Source organism: Rhodococcus sp. WS3, assembly GCF_003797085.1.
In the GTDB taxonomy this organism is placed as follows: domain Bacteria; phylum Actinomycetota; class Actinomycetes; order Mycobacteriales; family Mycobacteriaceae; genus Rhodococcus_F; species Rhodococcus_F globerula.
The window spans coordinates 1,561,634-1,580,715 of record NZ_RKMA01000001.1 but is presented as its reverse complement, the minus strand read 5'-3'; the positions used below and the strand labels follow the sequence as shown (position 1 = coordinate 1,580,715).

The window sequence follows — 19,082 nt, the reverse complement described above, 5'->3', positions numbered from 1 at the left end:
GGCTGGGCGGCCGGCTATGGGATGCGGCCGCGGTTGAACGCCGTACGGGTCCGATCTGCGACCACCTGCGGCGTCGACAAGTCCGCCCACGTCCACCGAACCACCTGCCAACCCGCATCCCGCAGACGGTCTTCGCGGAGCTTCTCCGCCCAGAGCACATCCCCAGGGGTGCGGCCGACGGGAACGAAGCGGCCGTACTTGACCCGGCCGTCGAACTCCCCGACAGTGCGATGCTCGCGCCACAGGAAATCGACACGAGCATCACCGATCTGAACTTGCGGTTCGGGCATCGGCAAGTGCTCGGAGGCAAAGAGCGCCAAACTCCGTGACTCGCCGACGCTTTCGATCCGGCCGTCCATCGCGTCGATCACATGAAAGGCATGGCGGTGCGACGGATGGCGCGGCACCCCAGCCAGATTCGAGGTGATGTCGGCCAGAGCGAGCGGTGTTCGGTGCAGCGCTGAGTTCCCCGCGACCAGGGCCGGCTCGAACGGCAGTGAACGGGCGAGGTCGACTACCGTGCGCGCAAGCGTTGTCACCCGCAGACCGTCGACGGTCGTGACTTCGTCCGTGGTGAACAACGCAGAGTGCACCTGCCTGTGAGTGGACGTGCTGCCGCCACCTCGACGGTTTCGAGTCAGGTGAACCAGGCGGAGCGGAGTGTTCCACAATTCCAGGCCGTGCAGTACTGCCGCGGAGGTATGACTGACAACTGCGTCGGCATTGGCTGCCCTGGCTATCGCGTGGACCTGCAGACGATGGCGCGCATGTGCGTCGAGTTCGGAGAACGGCTGCGTCGACACGTAGGCGCCGCGATGTAGGCGGGTCCAGTCGCCGTGTGAACAGCTGCGACGGATCTCGGAGTCGGTGCCGCCGGTGGCGAGATGCTCGGGTCTGCGGACGATGTGCGGTTGTTCCCCCATGCCGAACAATCCTGGTGTATCGGAGCCCGTCTGGGCCGACGGGTTTCTGTGCTGTGGATAGGTCGCGCAGTGTGCATGGTTTGTGTGTAGTGAGCAGTGTTTGTGTGCAGTGAGCAAGGGTTCCGGCGAGCTGGAAGGGGTGCTCGCTACCCAGAAACCCTGCTCGCTTACGAGCCTGGCAAACACGAACGCCCCCGCCGTGATGGCGAGGGCGTTCGATGACGTGATTACTACTTGCGGCCGGGAGCCTTTGCGCCTGCCTTGAATCCGAGCCCGCCCGGCTTTGCGGCCGGGGGAGCCTTGGGGGCCTGCGCAGCGGGAGCCTCGGTGGCTGGTGCCTCGGCAGCGGGTGCCTCAGCAGCCGGAGCTTCAGGTGCAGCTGCTTCTACTACCGGTTCGGCAGCGGGAGCCGGTGCTGCAGCAGCGGGCGCTGCCTTGCGTGCACCGGGAGCCTTTGCACCCGACTTGAATCCGAGCCCACCAGCCTTGGCAACCGGCGGAGCCTTAGGAGCGGGAGTCTCGGCAGCCGGTGCTTCAGTGGCGGGTGCCTCGGCAACAGGAGCCGCCGGGGTTTCCGCAACGGGAGCCGGAGCTGCGGCAGCGGGAGCTGCCTTCTTTGCACCGGGAGCCTTTGCGCCCGACTTGAATCCGAGCCCGCCGGCCTTGGCAACCGGCGCAGCCTTGGGTGCCTCGGCAGCAGGTGCGGCGGGGGCCTCAGCAGCAGGGGCCGGTGCAGCAGGTGCAGCTTCAGCAGCCTTTGCGCCCGGAGCCTTGGCCCCACCCTTCATCTGCAAGCCCTTGCCGGGAGCCTTGGCGCCGGACGCCAGGCCCAGACCCTTCGGCTTGGCGGGTGCGGCCGGAGCAGCGGCTTCGGGTGCAGCAGTTTCAGGAGCGGGTGCGGCTGCAGCCTTTGCGCCCGGTGCCTTGGCAGCGCCCTTCATCTGCAGACCCTTGCCACCGGGAGCCTTGGCTCCGCCGGCCAGGCCGAGGCCCTTGGGCTTTGCGGCGGGTGCAGCTTCGGGTGCTGCAGACTCGGGAGCTTCGGCAGCTGCCGGAGCAGCCTTCTTGGCACCGGGAGCCTTTGCCCCGCCTGCCATTCCGAGTCCCTTGCCGGGTGCTTTCGCGCCGGGTGCCTTGGCCAGACCCTTCATTGCGAGGCCCTTGCCGGCGGCAGCGGGTGCTGCCGGGGTAGCGGCCGGAGCTGAGGGCTCGGCCGCGGGTGCGGCTTCTTCGACGACGGGTGCCGCGGCAACCGGTGCCTTCTCACGCGGGATCACCTTGATGTTCTCGGTGAGCTGGCTGGGTTCGAGGCGGGTGACGGAGTTCAGCATCAGCTGTGCGACGTCGACAACCTCGACGCCTTCTCCCTTGCCCTGTTCCTGGCGTGCGGTGACGCCGTCGTTGAGCATGACACGGCAGAAGGGGCAACCCGTTGCGATCTTCTTGGGGTTGGTGGACAGCGCTTCGTCGACGCGGTCGACGTTGATGCGCTTACCGATGTTCTCTTCCATCCACATGCGGGCGCCACCGGCACCACAGCACATGGATCGTTCGCCGTGACGCGGCATTTCGACGAGCTTGGCGCCGGATGCTTCCATGAGTTCACGGGGTGCGTCGTAGACCTTGTTGTGGCGGCCGAGGAAGCACGGGTCGTGGTAGGTGATGTCTTCGCTCACCGACGCGACGGGGATCAGCTTCTTCTGGCGCACCAGGCGGTTGAGCAGCTGGGTGTGGTGCACGACCTCGTAGTCGCCGCCCACCTCCGGGTACTCGTTGCCGAGGGCGTTGAAGCAGTGCGCACACGTGACGACGATCTTGCGCTTCTTCTGCTCGACACCTTCGAAGACGGAGTTGAGCATTTCGATGTTCTGCAGCGCGAGCTGCTGGAAGAGGAACTCGTTGCCGGCGCGGCGAGCGGAGTCGCCGGTGCAGGTTTCGTCGGCGCCGAGGACCATGAACTTCACACCCGCGGTCGCGAGCAGTTCCGCGACAGCCTTCGTGGTCTTCTTGGCGCGGTCTTCGTAGGCGCCGGCGCAGCCGACCCAGAACAGGTACTCGTAGTCCTCGAATGTGTCGGCGTCCTTGCCGTACACGGGGATCTCGAAGTCCATCTCGTTGATCCAGTTGAGGCGGTCCTTGGAGTTCTGGCCCCAGGGGTTGCCCTTGTTCTCGAGGTTCTTGAACAGGCCGGCGAGCTCGGACGGGAACTCCGATTCGATCAGGACCTGGTAGCGGCGCATGTCGATGATGTGGTCGACGTGTTCGATGTCGACCGGGCACTGTTCGACGCAGGCGCCGCAGTTGGTGCAGCTCCACAGGGTTTCGAGATCGATGACCGGTGCGAGTTCACCCTCGACCGTCTCGCCGACGAGTTTGCGCTCGGCTTCCTGGCGGGCGGCCTCGGGGATTGCGGCGAGGGCGGCTTCGTTGACGTTGCCGTCGGCGTCGACCAATCCGATTTCGTCGCCGCCCATGTCCTTGCGGCCACCGGCCAGCAGGTACGGGGCCTTGGCGTAGCCGTGGTCACGCAGCGACATGATGAGGAGCTTGGGAGAGAGCGGCTTTCCGGTGTTCCAGGCGGGGCACTGGGACTGGCAGCGGCCGCACTCGGTGCACGTGGTGAAGTCGAGCCAGCCCTTCCAGGAGAAGTCTTCGATCTGGCCGGCGCCGAGGGTGTCGGTGTCGGGATCGACGTTGTCCATCGTCAGGGCTTTACCCGCGCTCATCATGGGCTTTGCCGCGCCGAGAGCAACGGTTCCGTCGTCTTCACGCTTGAAGTAGATGTTGAAGAACGCGGAGAAGCGGTGCCAGGCAACACCCCAGGTGATGTTGCGGCCGACGATGTACAGCCAGATCATGCCGGACATCAGCTTGATGAACGCGAAGATGGCCACCATCATGGCACTGGCCGGGAGCAGCTTGGCCAGGTTCATGGTGAAGAAGTCGGTCCACGGATTGGCGTGACCGTAGGTCGCGATCTTGCCGGCCTTCACGAAGATCATGCCGAGGCCCTCGATGAGGACAACGGTTTCGACGAAGTAGGCGGCCTTGAAATCCGAGCCGCCGAAGCGGGACAAGCGGATCGGCAGGCGCGGGTGGTTGAGCTGGCGGATGACGATCAGCGTGGTGATGCCGATGACGGTGCCAAGACCCAGAATCTCGTCGACCAGGTGGTAGATGGCCCAGTTGCCGAAGATCGGCCAGTGGAACTCGGGGTTGAACGTCTGGCCGTAAGCCTCGAACCAGACGATGGCGCCGAGCAGGAAGCCGACCATGACAAGCCAGTGAGCCCAGCCGACGGTACGGAACTTCGCCATGCGCGTGTGCGCGATGAACTCGATGACCATCTGCTTGAAGCGGGGGAAGAACGGACGCCAGCGGTCTGGTGCTGATTGGCCGATTTGGACGACCTTCACCATCTTGAGCGCGCCACCGATGAAGGAATACCAACACACGAGGCTCAGCAGCACACCGATGGTGCCCAACGTGATCGTCAGGGCATTCATGTCGCGGCCTTTCATTTCAGGGCGACGCGTCGGCCACCTGGTAAGAGCCCACTGATACTAACCTGCCATATGTTACCCACCAGTAGCTTGATGTGTCGACCATGTATACCGGCGAGTAACCATGCTTGGCCTGGCGAGATCAATTATTCCGCAACGACGGGCTGGGCCGCTGCGCAAACTTATCTACCGTCACGTTAGGTGGTGTGCATCTCGCCCCTGTTAATCAGGCAGCCCTAACCTGCCATCTGCGCTGTTTTGGCGGTACCGACCGACCCGTCCGGAGCGAACGTACCTTTCGGCGCATCCAGGGCGATGAAAGGTACGTTCGCACCGGTAGGGGCGGGGGGAAAGGGCGCATTTTCGACAAAAAACTGTGGCCCACCTCGACAGGAGGTGGGCCACAGAAGGTGCGGTGCGATCAGTAGTCGCGGACTTTCAAGCCGGGGTTTTCGGCGAGGATGTCCTTGATGGGCGTTCCGTACTGAATCGGCTGAGGGCTGCCGATGAGTGTCGCCGCCCGAGCGACCTCGCAGAAGGAAGATGTTGCGACCGTCGACGCGCTGGTGATGCCCAGTGCCCGGGTGCCGGTCATGATCGGGCCGCCGCTGTCGCCCTGAAGGACGCAGATGTCGGTGGTGAAGAGGTTGGACATCGGCTGCTCCGAGACCACTGCATTGCGATTGACGCTGGTGACAACGCCGCAGCTGTAGCCGGTGGTCGATCCGGCCTTGCACACCGGTGCGCCGACAACGGGATCGGCAACCCCGTCAATGTTGACGGATCGGTTGAAGGGAACCCGGACGCTGTTGTTGTCGAACCGGTACTTCGCCTGGTCGTCGATGTTGATGATCGAGTAGTCCCGCGGCCCGAACACGCTCTTGGCGAAGTATCCCACTCGCGGTCCCGGCTGGTTGTTGACGAGCGGGAAGGCTTCAGAGGCGTACTGCGTGCCTGCGGCGATGCGGTTGGGGTCGCAGTGTCCTGCGCTGATGTTGACCGTGCGACCGGAGGCATCGGTTCCGTTGAAACCGAAGGAACATTTGAACCCGTTGAAGCCGGAGATTCCGCCGAACGCGTCGCCGCCGAGTGCGGCGTCGCCGGTCAGGGAACCGGTGGCGGGGAGGAGGTCGACAACGATCGGCGGCACGGAGATCGGGACGGCGGCGTGGCGGACGGTTGTGTTCAGGAAGTCCGGCAGGGTCAGTCCGGCTGCCGGATCTGCGGTCAACTCGACGCCGTTTCCGACAACGTCGATGGCGATTCCGCGAACGAGATCTGCGACGGCAGGTGGCTGCGACTCGAGCCAGGTGTTGAGTGCGGACACCTCGTTCTGCAATGCCGATTCACTTTGTGCCACGTCATTGACCTGGAAACCGGCTTTTTCGGCGGCCGAGCGAGCTGTATCGTTGCTCTGCCCGGAGGCCAGTGCAACAACGGCCTGCCCGAGGTCGTCCAGCCAGACTCCGGCAAAACTGTCGGGGAACTGCACCCGCGCGATGTCTGCGAACTCGGCAAGTTTCTGCGCGAGTTCCGAACGCGTCAGGTACTGATCAGGCGTCAATGCCAGATCGTGCTGAAGTGCCTCGGCGAGTTCGACGGGCAGATGTGCGGCCTGGTCGGACACACCGGGCGTCGATGGTTCGGCGCTCGCAACAGCGGCAATCGGTCCGAGGAGCAGCAGCATCGTCGAGCCGAACACTGCGGCGCGACGTGCGGTGGAGCTTCGCATGTGGGCCTTTCCGCTTCATTGACCGCGTGCGGCCCCCCTGGGTGCACGCGGATACGGCCCGCCTTTCGGCGAGCCGTATCGCAGTCGCACACGACTATAACGGGTTCTTCCCCACGAATCCCACCCGTTACAACGAGTGAGTTTCAGTGATCAGCCGATTGTGCGAACCCGGATTCCGGATCCGACGCCACCGCCGGAGGCTGCGTCTGCGGCCTGTGTGATGTTGTCGACGGGGATTCCGATGTTCGTGGTCCCACCCGACATGGCGAGGACAAGATTCGCTTCGGTGCAGTTGGGTGCGCCGGTGCTGTTGGAACCGCTCGTGATTCCCAAAGCCAGAGTTCCGGTGACGATGGCTCCGCCGCTGTCGCCCGCGAGCGTGCATGCTGTTCCGGCAAAGCCGCGAACGGTGCGCGATTCGCCGCCGGGTCGGACAAGCTGGATTTCGACCTGATCGGCTGCGACCACGCCACACGTGAACGAGCTGGCCTGACCGGACTTGCACATCGGTGCTCCGATGACGGGGCGTGCGGTGCCCGTGATCTCGAGTGTCGTGCCACCGGCGCCGCGCACCGATGCGCGGTCGAGTCCGGCGTCGACGCCTGCCTGGTTGAGCTTGATGACGGAGTAGTCGAGTTCTTCGCCGGCCTTACCTACCGCGGACTGGGCGAAGTTGCCGACCTGGAGGCTGTCGTCGATGTTCTGCGGGTTGGGCAGATAGACGGGTGCAGCGGTTCCCTCGGCCTTATTGCAGTGTCCCGCACTGATATTGAGCGCATTGTCGTGACTGTCGACGGCATTGAATCCGAACGAGCAGACGGAGATGTCCTCGGTCGGTGTCTCGCGGATCGGACCCGGTGACGTGACATAGATGTCGCCGCCGAGTGCGCGAGCGTCGATCGCGCCGCCGCCATCCGGGCTGAGCCGAATTTTGGTGTTCTCGAGCATCGTGGGCAGGTTGAGTGCCTTGCCGACGGGGCTGTTGGCAACGTCGACGACAACCTGGTTGTTCAGTACGTCGATGGAGGTGGAGCTGACTGCCGTCGCGATATCGCCGGGCAGTTTCGCGATCCATCCGTTGACGTCGGCAAGGCTCTGTTCCAGACTGCCTGCGGAGACCGGTGCCACATGCGTGACGAATCCGTCGGCTGCGGCGACGCGTGCTGCATCGGCGCTGGTTACTGCCACAACCGGTTGACCGTCGAGGTTCATCCACGAGCCCGCGTAATCGCCGGGGCGCGAGGACCGGAAGCTTTCCGCGTACGCACCCAACTCCTGGGCCTTGGCGGCGCGATCGAGATATTCCTGTGGGGAAATCTTCAGATCTCGGCTGATCGCCTCGACCAGTTCGGCGGGTAGCTGATCCGCGGAGAGCTGTTCGACTGATGATTCGGATGTGGGTTCTGCCGGCTGCGCCAAAGCTGTAGCTGAGAACGATGTTGCGAGCAGAAGTGCCGAGGCGCCGACCAGAACGGTCCGGATCGCCGACGAGTTACGCATGAAATCCCTTCGAGTCTTTCGGCCGTAACGCCGGAAGGTACCGCCCCACCATAGGGGAAGGCTCCGATGTGAGGTCGGGCGCCTAGGTCGAGGGAAGTCGATATGTGCAGCTAGGGAGTTGTTTCTGGTGCCTGTTCGGGATCGACGGGCTGCGGGTCGACAGGCTGCGGGTCGACCGGTTCGGGATCGACAGGCTGCGGATCGACCGGTTCCGGATCAGTTGTGCCAGGGTCGACGGGATCGGTCTGTTCGCCGCCAACGTCGTAGTCGTCCACGGCGGGGATCTCGGATGCGAGCGGTTCGACGCTCTCGTCTTCGGTCGGAACGTCGTCGAACTCGTCGACCAGAAGGGCGTCCTGGGTGGGAGCCTGATATCGCGGGGTCGGCGTGCGGTTCTGTGGGACGACGGCCACGGGCGCGGCAGTGGGGAATTGGATCGGAACCTCGCGAAGGGGCGCGGGATCGGTGGGCGGCGCTATTTCGGCATACGCCGGGACGGCGGCGTCACGAATTTCCGGCACCTGCGTTGTGGGGGCGTTACCGATCAACACCGCGAGCGCGCAGGCCGCGGCAGTCAAGAGACCGGCGACGGCGGCTGCGAGGTAGACGGGCCGCCGACTCGGTGCGTCATCTGTGCTGAGGATGTCTTCCGTCTCCGGCGCCTGCTCGATGTCGGGGACAGCAGCAATCGGCGCGCGGGGAACAGCCAGAATCGCGGCTCCCCGTGCCGAGCGTTCACCCGTGGTGATGTCGGAATCGAGGTTGTAGGCGCCAAGGGTCGCGGAGTAGGGCGCAAGTTCGATGTAGTCGAGATCCATGCTGTCGAGCGCGGTTCGCAGCGTGTCCACAGATCGAGCCGAGAAGTTGGGAGGGATGGCGGCGACAATGCGCAGCGGCTGATCGGTGAGGCTGTGCACTTCCGCAACGAGGCAGTACAGCGCGGTTGCGACCAGTTCTTCACCGCGCGTCCGCTGGGTGGGAGCCGCTTCGTTGTCGGTAGTGACTCGGTCGAGGAACCGTCGTACGCCCGGTGAATGTGTGTGGGCAGTACCCAGTGCGATAGTTCCGTCCGGCGCGTGGTGCAGCACGGATTCGTGGTCGATGATCACCGGTTCGGCGTCGGGCACGGCGAGCACCGCAGTGCAACGTGTGTTGCCGACATCAAGTCCGACTCCCCAGGTCACCGCGTCCCCCTAATATGGCTATCGCATCGCATCGCACAAAAAATATGCACTGGCTGTGGAAACTACCACTCGAAAGCTCGTTCGTGTCGGGAGGGTGAATATTCAGTTAATTCCGGTTCTGGGTCGTGAGGCTGCGCAGGACTACCAGGAGTTCTGAACGGGACTGCGCTCCGACTTTCCGCTTGATGCGCGCGACATGATGTTCGACGGTTTTCGCGGAGATGTAGAGGCGCTCACCGATTTCGCGGTAGGTGAGCCCGAGTACGACAAGTTCGGAGATCTGGTGTTCGCGCTCGGTCAAGGGCGAGTCGGGGAGTGCGTTGGCATCTTCTCTCGAGGAACCAGGCTCAGGTGTGTTGACCCGAAAGGAGCGCGCGAGCTGAAGCAACGTTGTTGCGGACTTGGTGTCGGGTGCCCGAAGCGCGGCCTCTCCCGCAAGGCGCGCAGCGTCCCACGAGTGACCGATTCGATTCAGAGTTCTTGCAGCGGTCTCGATTTCGTCGCCGCTCACCGTTCCTTGAAGGACAAGCAGCCATTGGCGGCCGGCTTCGGCGAGACCTGCGGAATACGAGTGGATCTTGGCTGATTCCGCGAGCGCACGCGCGTGCGGCAGCAGATCAGCCGGGGATTGTCCCAAAATCGCGGCCTGGACGCCGTACCAGTGAAACAGCGACGACCACAGCGGCGGATCGCCGAGCAGCCGTAGCAGATCCTGAGCCTCGTCGATGAGATGGTCGACGTGTTCCGTATCGCCGAGACGAACTGCGGCCAGCCACAATTCGCAGATCGGCAACAGATCGAGCAGATTGACGCTGCATTCGAAGAGGGTTCCCGACGCCCGAGACCACGTGCGACGCACGTCCTCGAGGTCCCCGAATCTCCGGGCGACACCCACTTCCAACGCTAGGAGAAACAATGTGTCGCGCTGGCCGAGGGAATCCGTGAGCGCTGATTCGGGGATGTCGGCGACGGGGTTTTCACTGCCGGCGAGCAGTGCTGCCCACGCGGCGAGAATCTGATGACGGGCCCACAGATGGCTGGATGTGTCGTGCGCTGGGGTTGCTTTCGCCAGAACGTCTCTAGCCCGATCATGTGCTCCGGTGTGCATGAGTGCAGTGGCGACGATGGCAGCAGGGGAGTCGGCCTGAAAGCGCGAAGCCCCAGGAGATCGAGGCAGTGTCAGCGCCCGGGACATCGTGTTGAGCGCAAGCGGAGGCGGTCCCGTCAGCGACTGCATGAGTCCACGGGCGAGCAGGCCGGTACCGGTACTGCCTGGCGATGGTGCGCCGCTGGTTCCGGCGAGCATCGCCGTGGCGTCGTCGATGCGGCCGGACGCGACGAGGAGGATCGCTCCGAATGCCGATTCCGCGTCTGCTCGCGCGGGGCCGAGCCACGCGTAGAGTTCTGCGCCGGAGGCGATCTGACCGCACACTGCGGATACCGCTGCTGAGATTCGCACTGCAACAGCTAGATCGGCGTCTTGTGCGCTCTGATCGCCGAGTATCGAATCTGTCAGGCTGACAGCGGTATCGAGGTCGCCGTGCGAGGCCGCGCACTCCGCGTGGTGCAGCATGGTTTCGGCAGAAGGGGATTCGATCACCGCAGCCCGCTGATACAGGTCCGCGGCCGCAGCGGGGGTGGCGCGCTTGGCGTGCTCGTAGAAGTGTTGTGCGATCCCCGGGTGACGTACTCCTGCATCAAAAAGTCGCACAGCGGTGTCGATATCGAGAACGCCCGCTTCGATGCGCCGGTCCAGTATTCGATCCAGTGTCGCGCGCTCCGGGCCGACTCCGAGAGGATGCGCCAGTGATTCGACGATCGCGGGGGATTGCGCAGCAAACAGTCCCGTTCCCAGCGCGCGATCGAATGCGTCGCTCGGACCGCCGAGTTCCAGTTCGTCGGGCGCGAGATTGTGCACGATACTCGAGATGTGCAGAATCTCGCGTTGCCGGGCATCGAGCGCACCCACGGTGCGGGCGAAGTACCCCCGAAGTGCATCGTCGACGGTCTGACGCCCCCGAACCGGCGACCGAAGGGCCGCGTCGAGGGCTCCGAAATGTCCACCCGACAAGAACTCGAGATCGCTGGCTTCGTCCGGCGCGAGTGAATGCCCGTACCCGTTCGCGAGTGCCTGAATATCCGAGCAGCGCAAACGGTCCAGGTGGAGTACCGAACCTGACGCGGAGAAGTCGGCCGCAGTGTCGGCCAGACGCGGATCGACCATGTCCGTCGCCACGATGGCTGAGATGTTGGTGCGTCGCAGCGTTTCGAGGACCTTCGCAAGCTCGGCCGCGTCGAGGTCCAGCGCGTTGTCGATCAAGAGAACGGTATCGGGCCCACGGTCGTCTCCGGTGAAATCGGCTGTCACGACGACGGCTTCGCGGCCGATCAAGCGTCGGTGCACCGCTGCGACAAGCTGTGGCCGAGCACTTGCACCGGAACCGGTGACAAACAACCTCAGCGGTTCGGCCTCCAAGTCGATAGTGCTCAGAAAGTCACGGATATAAGGAGATTCACTGTTCACGACGCAGCCTCGGCTATCCGACGGGAAAGCGTGGGATGGCCGTTGGCAGTGTCAGTTGGTCCGGGAATTGCGGCGCGACAACAACGGGAAGCTCCGGAACCTCGAACGCGGGGACCTGTGGAATCTGAAATGGCGAACCGGAGTCGACGTTCTGCTGGGCGGTCGTGGGATCGGAGTTCGGCTGCGCGGCAGCAGGTGAGTCTGTGGCTACTGGTGCGGCGGGCGCACCCGTTCCGGCAGCCCCCGTCGTCGCGACGCCCACAGATCGGGTGCCGGGGGCGGGCGACCCGGTGACGGCGACAGCTGCGCCTGTCGACGGCGCGGCGTCGGCCACCGGGTCGGAGCCCGATGGCGCGCTCGGATTGGACACTGTTGCGGAAGTAGGGGATTCGATACTCGGGTCGGCGGAACTCGAAGCGGGTTTGATCTTGTCCACGGCGGTACCGATTCCGAGTCCACCAGCCGCGAGGATCGCACACGCGCCGACGACAGCTGCGACGATGCCCACTCGGGACGAGCGCCGCGCCGCCGATGTGGCCTCGGGGTCCGAAGTAACAACAATCGGTGTCGAGAATGCCGGAACGGGAATCGGTTTCGGCTGCGAATGTTCGACGGCAGTAGCGGTATTTCCTATTGCGGTTGCGCGAGTTGCAGCTCCGGCCGCCGCGCAGGATCGTGGATCCGGTGCGGCGATCATCGGTACTCGGAGTTCGGACGACAACAGTTCCGCGACCAGTGGGATGGACGAGCTACCGCCCGCGAGAACAACATGACTGACGTCGTTCGACTCGACACCGGCTGATCGCATCGCCTCGTGTACCAAGGCAACCGATCGTGTGATCGCGGGACGGAGTAAGTCTTCGAGTTCGGACCGGACAAGCCGTAGGTTGTGGGAGTCGCCGGGAAGATCAACGTGGACAACCGTTTCGGTATCGAACGACAGAGCTTCCTTGGCCTCGCGAGCGTGGCCACGAAGCGCTGTCAAGGCTTCGAGAGTCTCCGGCACGGACGTGTCGATGTGTGTATCGCGGTCGAATTCGGTGAGTAGATGCATGGTGACAAGCTGATCGAACTCGTCGCCGCCGATGTCGTCGGAGTGCAGGGGCTTGCCGACGATCGTGGTATTTCCACCGGTCGTGGTCACGACAGTGATGTCGAGCGATCGGGCACCGAGATCGAAGACCACGGTGAGCCCATCCGAATCGGGGTGACCGGAAGTGCGTAACCAGTCCACCACGGCAATCGGCTCCGCGACCAGCGTCGTATCTACCGGGGTGGCGTCGTGAATCATTTTGGTAGACAGAGCGTTTTCCAATGCCGAAACCGCGTGACGGCTCCACCAGGCGGGATGGGCGATGACAACGTGGCTCGGCTGGTCGTGATCAGCAAGAGCGTCGCGCATCAGCGTCGTAATCGCTACCGCGGTGAGGTCCTCGCCGCGATGTGGGGTCCCGTCGGCGGAGAACAGCGGAACCGGGTCACCCACGCGTTCCACGAAATCGGTGAAGACGCTGCTCGGATCCAGTTGAACGACACTGTCACTCCGCACGGTACGTCGGGAGCTTGCGGGGGCGTCGTCGAGTTTGTCGACGACGGCCACCAGAGTTGTCGAGCCGATACCGATGCCGAGCCCTGCCTCCATGAAAGTGAACTCCTCGGTAGTGGATGATCGAACGCCCGTCGCAGTTGTCTGCAATGTCGGGATGAAGGACGGGTTTGTTACTCCCCGGAGGCTCCTCGATGCGAAGTAGGGGAGCGATCCCCTATCGGGGGCAAATCCCCTAACGCCGATACCGGGGGATTCTCTCTGCGATCTGGAGCAGGAGTGGGGGCGTTCCCCGTTGGGGTCGGCGCTCGATCGACTTAGCGTTGACGGCAGTCGATTCGCATGCAGCGAAGCACCATCCGCTCGAACCGCGATATTCACCAAGATTCTAGGAGAACCCAATGGCTACCAATGCCGTACTCGAATTCATTCTCGGTCTGTTGCGTGACGACGAGGCCGCCGCTCAGTACTGCGCAAATCCCGTCGCAGCACTCAATGCAGCCGGCCTGTGCGAGGTGAGTCCTGCCGACATCGTCGCCGTTGCACCTCTTGTCGCCGAGTCCGGACTTTTTGCCGGAGCGGGCGCTGACCTGTCCGCGATCGTCAACGCCGGAACCCAGGCGGCCGGAGCACTCGGCGGCACCCTGGGCGGCGGACTGGGCGGCGGACTGGGTGCTGGCCTCGGTTTGGGAGGCAGCGTCGGTCTCGGCGCGGGAGCCGGATTGGGTCTCGGCGGCGCGCTCGGTGGTGAGTTCGGTGGTGGCATAGACGTCGCCGGTGATTTTGCCGCGGCACTGAGCGCTGCCCTCGCAATCGGTGGTGACATCAGTGCACAGCTCGGAGCCGCTTTTGGTGGCGTCCTCGAAGCTGGTCTGGGGCTGGGCTCGGCTGTTGATCTGGAGGGCGTTCTCGATATCGGAGCTCAGCTCAGTGCGGCTCTGAGTGGGGCGCTCGGCGTGGGTGGCTCTCTCACCGCTGAGTTGGGTGCGGCGCTGGATGCTGCGATCGCAGCAGCCGGTGGACTGGACCTGGCGGCCGGGCTTTCCGGAGCATTGGCGCCGGTGTTCGCGGTCGGTGGGGATATCGGTGCGGGCCTCGGTCTTGCGCTCGGCGGGGTGCTCGACGGTGCCGCTAGCCTCGACGGACTCCTCGCTCTCGGCGGTGGGTTGGGTGCCGGCCTGTCAGGCGCACTCGAATCGGCGCTGGCACTCGGTGGTGGCATCGACGTCGCCGGTGATCTTGCCGGTGCTCTGGGCGCGGCTCTCGGATTCGGTGGGGACATCAGCTCGCAGCTCGGAGCTGCTTTTGGCGGAGTCCTCGAAGCTGGTCTCGGTCTCGGTTCCGTGGTTGATCTGGGGGGAGCTCTCGACGTCGGAGCTCAGCTCAGTGCGGCTCTGAGTGGGGCACTCGGAGTGGGTGGCTCTCTGACGACCGAGTTGGGAGCAGCCCTGGACGCTGCGATCGCCGCAGCCGGTGGGCTGGACCTGGCGGCCGGGCTATCCGGAGCATTGGCGCCGGTGTTCGCGGTCGGTGGAGATATCGGTGCGGACCTCGGTCTGGCGCTCGGCGGAGTGCTCGACGGCGCCGGGAGCCTCGACGGGCTTCTGGCTCTCGGCGGCGGATTGGGCGCAGAGCTGTCGGGCGCACTGGAATCGGCGTTGGCGCTGGGCGGTGGAATCGATCTCGGCGGCGATCTGAGCGCTGCCTTGTCCACTGCACTCGCGGCCGGCGGATCGATCGGCACCGATCTCGGAGCGTCTCTCGGCGGCACGCTGGGGGCCTTGACGGACGTCAGCGCATTGACCGGGCTGGCCGGCGATCTGGATCTCGGCACCGTGCTCAGCGGGGCGCTGACAAGCGCACTGGGAGTGGGCGGCAGTCTCGACACCGGGGTGGAAGCTGCGTTGGCAGGCGCTCTGGATTCAGCTCTGGCTCTCGGCGGCGGACTCGACCTCGACGCCGTGCTTGGCGGGAGCGCGGATCTCGGAACCGAGCTTTCCACGGTGTTGTCCGGCGCTCTGGGCGGCGGAGGATCGGTCGGAGCAGACCTCGGCGGCGCACTCGGCGGCGTGTTGAACGGATCCACAGGCTCGGCAATCGGCGGCGACGCCGTCGCAGGGCTTGGTGCGTCATTGGATGCAGCATTGAACGCCGGCGGATTCGATACCGGTTCGATCGGCGCAACCCTGCCCAGCCTCGACCTGGGGGCCGTGAACCTCGGTTCCGTCAGCGCGGATCTGCCGGAACTCGATCTCGGCGGCTTCTCCGCTGAAGGGCTGGACATCGGCGGGGTCAGCGCCGGGCTGAACTCGACGGTTGGCGGTGTGCTTGACGCAGGTGCCGGTCTCGATGCAGCAGCCGGCCTCGACACGGTCACTGATGCGGCGACGCAGATCGGTGGCTCGCTCGAGGGCGCACTTGGCGGTTCAGGCGCACTCGGTGGATCGTTCGATGGTGGTCTTGGCGGTTCATTCGATGGCGGTCTTGGTAGCTCGACCAACCCCTGGTCGTCGATCGACGCCAGTGACGCATTCGGAACCGGATCAAGCGGCTCCCTTGACGCTGATTCCTCGGAGTCGTTGTTCGCGCCGGACTCGGTTGCCGACGCTGTCGAGCATGTCGATCCGCTGGCAGTACTCGACAACCTGCACCCCTGAGTCAGCGGGTACGGAAACGGACTGATGTAACAATTCCGTCCCTGTGTGCGCTAAGCGTGCAGGGCCGGAATTGCCGAATCGGAAGAACTGCGAGTCGACGGAACACATGGAAACTGCAGCGGATCAGGTCAGCAGTCGTAAGGCACGCGTCGCGTCGGCGGCCGCGTCGTTGCTCGATCGAACGGCGGTACTTGCGAGAGATATCGATCGATCCGATCTGGTCGCACGCGCCGAGAGCGCGCTGGTGCGCGTCACCGATCCCCGGATTCGCATCGTTGTCGTAGGCCCGCTCAATCAGGGCAAGAGCCAGTTCGTGAATTCGCTGCTCGGTTGCGACGTGTGTTCCGTCGGAGACGACGAGACAACGGCCGTTGCGACGGTAGTTCAGTACGGGGAAACCGCTGGCGCAGAGCTGGTTCTGGCCGAACCTGGTAGTGAACCTCGGAGAGTTCCGCTCCCGCTCGACGAGTTGCTCGGCATAACGCCCGCAACACCACGGGCCGACGGACGGGAAGTCCTCCGCATCGACGTTTCCGTTCCGAGCCCGCTGTTGGCCGACGGGCTGGTCTTCATCGACACACCGGGCGTCGGAGGGCACGGAAATCCGCATGCTGCTGGAACTTTGGGATTGATTACGTCGGCAGATGCGGTGCTGGTGCTCTCGGATTCCAGTGCGGAGTTCACCGAGCCTGAAGTCGCGTTCATCCGGCAGGTCCTGAATCTGTGCCCCGTTGTTGCCGGTCTTGTCAGCAAGACGGATCTGTACCCTCACTGGCGTCGGATTGTCGACGCAAATCATGGTCACCTGCAACGCGCCGGCCTCGAGCTTCCGCTGATTCCGATATCTTCCGTCCTGCGATCGCATGCGCTGCGCTTGGACGACCGGGAACTCGATGCGGAATCCGGATTCCCCGACCTCTATCAGTTCTTGCGGGACAAGGTTGTTGCGCGCGGCGAGGCAAATACGCGGCGAGCGGTGGTGATGGACGTGCAGTCCATTGCCGCCCACTTGTCGCTGGAAATGGGCAGTGAGCTTGCGGCGCTGCGTGATCCGTCGACGGCGCAAGCAGCAGTGGCCGGATTGCATCGGGCCAGGGAAGTGGCAGAAGAACTGCACAAGAAGACCTCCCGCTGGCAGCAGAGCCTCGGCGACGGAATCGCAGATCTCGCTGCAGATATCGATCACGACCTGCGTGATCGTCTGCGCCGCGTCACCCGAGCGGCCGAGGAAACTGTCGACGAGTGTGACCCGGGCAAGGACTGGGATGCCGTCGGGACCTGGCTCGAGCAAGAGATCGCCACAGCCATCGGAGACAACTTCGTCTGGGCGCACGATCGTGCGCAGTGGTTGGCTGAGGTAGTGGCCGAACACTTCGCCGAAACCGGTGACGTGGCACTGCCGCAGATCGACCTTGCCGACACCGACGCTTTCCTCGAACCTGTTGCGGCGCTGTCGGATCTCGAATCCGGCCGTATCGGCATTACGCAGAAAGTTCTGGTGGGCATGCGCGGTTCCTACGGTGGCGTCCTGATGTTCGGGCTGATCACCACGATGATGGGTATGGCGTTGGTGAATCCGATCTCGATCGGTGCCGGAGTTCTGCTTGGCACCAAGGCTTATCGTGAAGACAAGCAGACACAGGTGCTGAAGCGCCGGGCCGACGCAAAGTCGGCGATCAGGCGCTACGCGGACGACGTGAGTTTCCAGGTGGGCAAGGAATCGAAAGACCGGCTCCGCCTGGTGCAGCGGCTCCTGCGTGATCATTTCACCGACATCGCCGAGCAGGCTTTGCGATCGATCAACGAATCGTTGCGAGCGACGCAGGAGGCGGCCAAATTGGAATCGAGCGAGCGGGCAGGACGTATCGCGCAGCTCGAGGAGAATCTGCGTGCGGCAGAGGAATTGACCACGCGTGCCGGATCGTTGGTCGGCGAGCGAGTGCAAGCGGGCAGGTCTCGGAAGGCTGAGGTCGGAGCATGAACGTCACCGCCACGGAGTCGGCGCGCACGTTGATCGAGCAGGCGCGAGGATCTTATGTCGACAGCCCGGAACTCTGTGCTCAATTGGACGAGTGCGCGGCGCGGTTGGACGAGCCGCTGCGGGTAGCTCTGGCTGGTTCGCTCAAGGCCGGTAAGTCGACGCTTCTCAATTCTCTTGTCGGGCAGGATATTGCACCGACTGATGCAACCGAATGCACACGAGTTGTCACCTGGTATCGAAACGGCACGACGCCGAAGGTAAGCGCTACGGACTCCAGCGGCACCGAGTTCCACATACCGGTGGCACGCAACAGCGGCCGGCTGACGTTCGATCTGGGTGAGCGAACATCCGAGATCGTCGATCGAATCGACGTGGAGTGGCCGTCGTCGGCGCTGGCGCGCATGACGATCATCGATACACCAGGCACGTCGTCGCTGTCCACCGACGTGTCGGCCCGGACGTGGAAAGCCCTTGTTCCCGACGACGGGGTGCCGGGCGCTGATGCCGTCGTGTATTTGCTGCGGGCGCTGAATGCGACTGACCTGCAGTTCTTGACGAAAGTTGCCGAACACGTCGGTGGTGAATCAGGTCCGCTCGGTGTGATCGGGGTGCTCTCGCGCGCGGACGAAGTGGGCGCGGGCCGAATGGACGCGATGGCGTCGGCCGACGATGTGGCGGGACGGTTTGCCGAGGAACTCGGCCGCTCGGGCCTGTGCCAGTCGGTGGTGCCGGTCGCCGGACTGTTGGCACTGGCTGCCCGAACTTTGCGGCAGAGCGAGTTTGCCGCGTTCGCGGCGCTTGCCGAGGTGCCTGCAGCCGATCTGAGCTCGGCGATGCTGTCGGCGGATCGTTTTGTCCGCGAAGACAGTTCGCTGCCGGTCGATGCGGCGATGCGGGCTCAGTTGGTGGAACGGTTCGGGCTGTTCGGGATTCGGCTGGCGGTGACGTCGGTCAAGTTGGGCGTCGGCGATTCTCCCACGCTGGCAGCGGAATTGCTCCGCCGCAGTGGATTGGACGAGTTGCGTCGGGTGATCGACGTTCAGTTCGGCCAGCGCGCCGACCAACTCAAATCCCATACAGCGCTGGTAACACTGAGCCGACTGCTCGAACGCAACCCGCGCGAGAACACTGCACCGATCGCAGCGTCGGCGGCGCGACTCCTCGCCGACGTGCACGGTTTTCGTGAACTACGACTGCTCGGGCGGCTCAGATCGGTTCACACCGATCTCTCGCCCGAAGATCTTGCGGCGTTGCAGCGATTGATCGGCGGCCACGGAATCAGAACGCACGAGCGCTTGGGGGCGGCAGAAGGGGAGAGCCTCGATGCTCAGCGCGCCCAGGCCGCGGACGCAGCGCAGCGGTGGCGCACATTGTCGTCGCACCCACTGTTCGATCAGTTCGCAGCGAGAGCGTGTCAGGTCGCAGCGCGCAGTGCGGAAGGTGTGCTCGCGGAAATCGTGGCCGAATAGGGATGTCATTAGTCCTGCGCGAGCGAGCTGACGGATCTATGTTGAGTTCGGAATGATCCGGAC

The 19,082-nt window shown here is 64.2% G+C and carries 10 protein-coding genes; 3 read left to right on the top strand and 7 right to left on the bottom strand.

Translation table 11 applies throughout. From position 1 onward, the window contains the following. Nucleotides 1-14 precede the first annotated feature (14 nt). The 7 genes from EEB13_RS07255 to EEB13_RS07225 form a co-directional block, all read right to left on the bottom strand. Nucleotides 15-923 carry a hypothetical protein gene (locus tag EEB13_RS07255; protein WP_141484920.1) on the bottom strand — a complete coding sequence of 303 codons (909 nt, stop codon included), beginning with the start codon at nucleotides 921-923 and terminating at the stop codon, nucleotides 15-17. A 230-nt stretch (nucleotides 924-1,153) separates the two neighbouring features. Continuing rightward, a complete protein-coding gene (locus EEB13_RS07250; protein ID WP_141484919.1) occupies nucleotides 1,154-4,429 on the bottom strand; it encodes a (Fe-S)-binding protein in 3,276 nt (1,091 codons plus the stop codon). A 418-nt stretch (nucleotides 4,430-4,847) separates the two neighbouring features. Beyond that, nucleotides 4,848-6,158: a S1 family peptidase gene (locus tag EEB13_RS07245; RefSeq protein ID WP_141484918.1), complete on the bottom strand. Its 1,311-nt coding sequence runs from the start codon at nucleotides 6,156-6,158 to the stop codon at nucleotides 4,848-4,850. Between the two features lie 150 nt (nucleotides 6,159-6,308). Next, nucleotides 6,309-7,658: a protease gene (locus EEB13_RS07240; protein ID WP_045064168.1), complete on the bottom strand. Its 1,350-nt coding sequence runs from the start codon at nucleotides 7,656-7,658 to the stop codon at nucleotides 6,309-6,311. Nucleotides 7,659-7,768: 110 nt separating this feature from the next. Continuing rightward, on the bottom strand, nucleotides 7,769-8,842 hold the full coding sequence (locus EEB13_RS31405) for a hypothetical protein (RefSeq protein ID WP_187328503.1): 1,074 nt from the start codon (nucleotides 8,840-8,842) through the stop codon (nucleotides 7,769-7,771). Nucleotides 8,843-8,948: 106 nt separating this feature from the next. Next, a complete protein-coding gene (locus EEB13_RS07230) occupies nucleotides 8,949-11,366 on the bottom strand; it encodes a helix-turn-helix transcriptional regulator (protein WP_141484917.1) in 2,418 nt (805 codons plus the stop codon). Between the two features lie 13 nt (nucleotides 11,367-11,379). Further along, a complete protein-coding gene (locus EEB13_RS07225) occupies nucleotides 11,380-13,008 on the bottom strand; it encodes an Hsp70 family protein (protein ID WP_141484916.1) in 1,629 nt (542 codons plus the stop codon). A gap of 305 nt (nucleotides 13,009-13,313) precedes the next feature. On the opposite strand from EEB13_RS07225, the gene EEB13_RS07220 reads away from it, so the two are divergent. The 3 genes from EEB13_RS07220 (at nucleotide 13,314) to EEB13_RS07210 (ending at nucleotide 19,019) form a co-directional block, all read left to right on the top strand. Next, complete coding sequence (locus EEB13_RS07220) at nucleotides 13,314-15,569, top strand: IniB N-terminal domain-containing protein (RefSeq protein ID WP_141484915.1); 2,256 nt, start codon at nucleotides 13,314-13,316, stop codon at nucleotides 15,567-15,569. A 106-nt stretch (nucleotides 15,570-15,675) separates the two neighbouring features. Further along, entirely contained in the window at nucleotides 15,676-17,550 is a 1,875-nt protein-coding gene (locus EEB13_RS07215; protein WP_141484914.1) for a dynamin family protein, read from the top strand. After that, complete coding sequence (locus tag EEB13_RS07210; protein WP_141484913.1) at nucleotides 17,547-19,019, top strand: dynamin family protein; 1,473 nt, start codon at nucleotides 17,547-17,549, stop codon at nucleotides 19,017-19,019. Before EEB13_RS07215 ends, EEB13_RS07210 begins: the two co-directional genes overlap by 4 nt. Nucleotides 19,020-19,082: the final 63 nt, after the last annotated feature.

What these genes read in the sequence shown, in the direction of transcription:
- EEB13_RS07255 (WP_141484920.1), bottom strand. Translation starts at nt 923, where the DNA reads ATGGGGGAACAACCGCACATCGTCCGCAGACCCGAGCATCTCGCCACC.
- EEB13_RS07250 (WP_141484919.1), bottom strand. Translation starts at nt 4,429, where the DNA reads ATGAATGCCCTGACGATCACGTTGGGCACCATCGGTGTGCTGCTGAGC.
- EEB13_RS07245 (WP_141484918.1), bottom strand. Translation starts at nt 6,158, where the DNA reads ATGCGAAGCTCCACCGCACGTCGCGCCGCAGTGTTCGGCTCGACGATG.
- EEB13_RS07240 (WP_045064168.1), bottom strand. Translation starts at nt 7,658, where the DNA reads ATGCGTAACTCGTCGGCGATCCGGACCGTTCTGGTCGGCGCCTCGGCA.
- EEB13_RS07225 (WP_141484916.1), bottom strand. Translation starts at nt 13,008, where the DNA reads ATGGAGGCAGGGCTCGGCATCGGTATCGGCTCGACAACTCTGGTGGCC.
- EEB13_RS07220 (WP_141484915.1), top strand. Translation starts at nt 13,314, where the DNA reads ATGGCTACCAATGCCGTACTCGAATTCATTCTCGGTCTGTTGCGTGAC.
- EEB13_RS07215 (WP_141484914.1), top strand. Translation starts at nt 15,676, where the DNA reads ATGGAAACTGCAGCGGATCAGGTCAGCAGTCGTAAGGCACGCGTCGCG.
- EEB13_RS07210 (WP_141484913.1), top strand. Translation starts at nt 17,547, where the DNA reads ATGAACGTCACCGCCACGGAGTCGGCGCGCACGTTGATCGAGCAGGCG.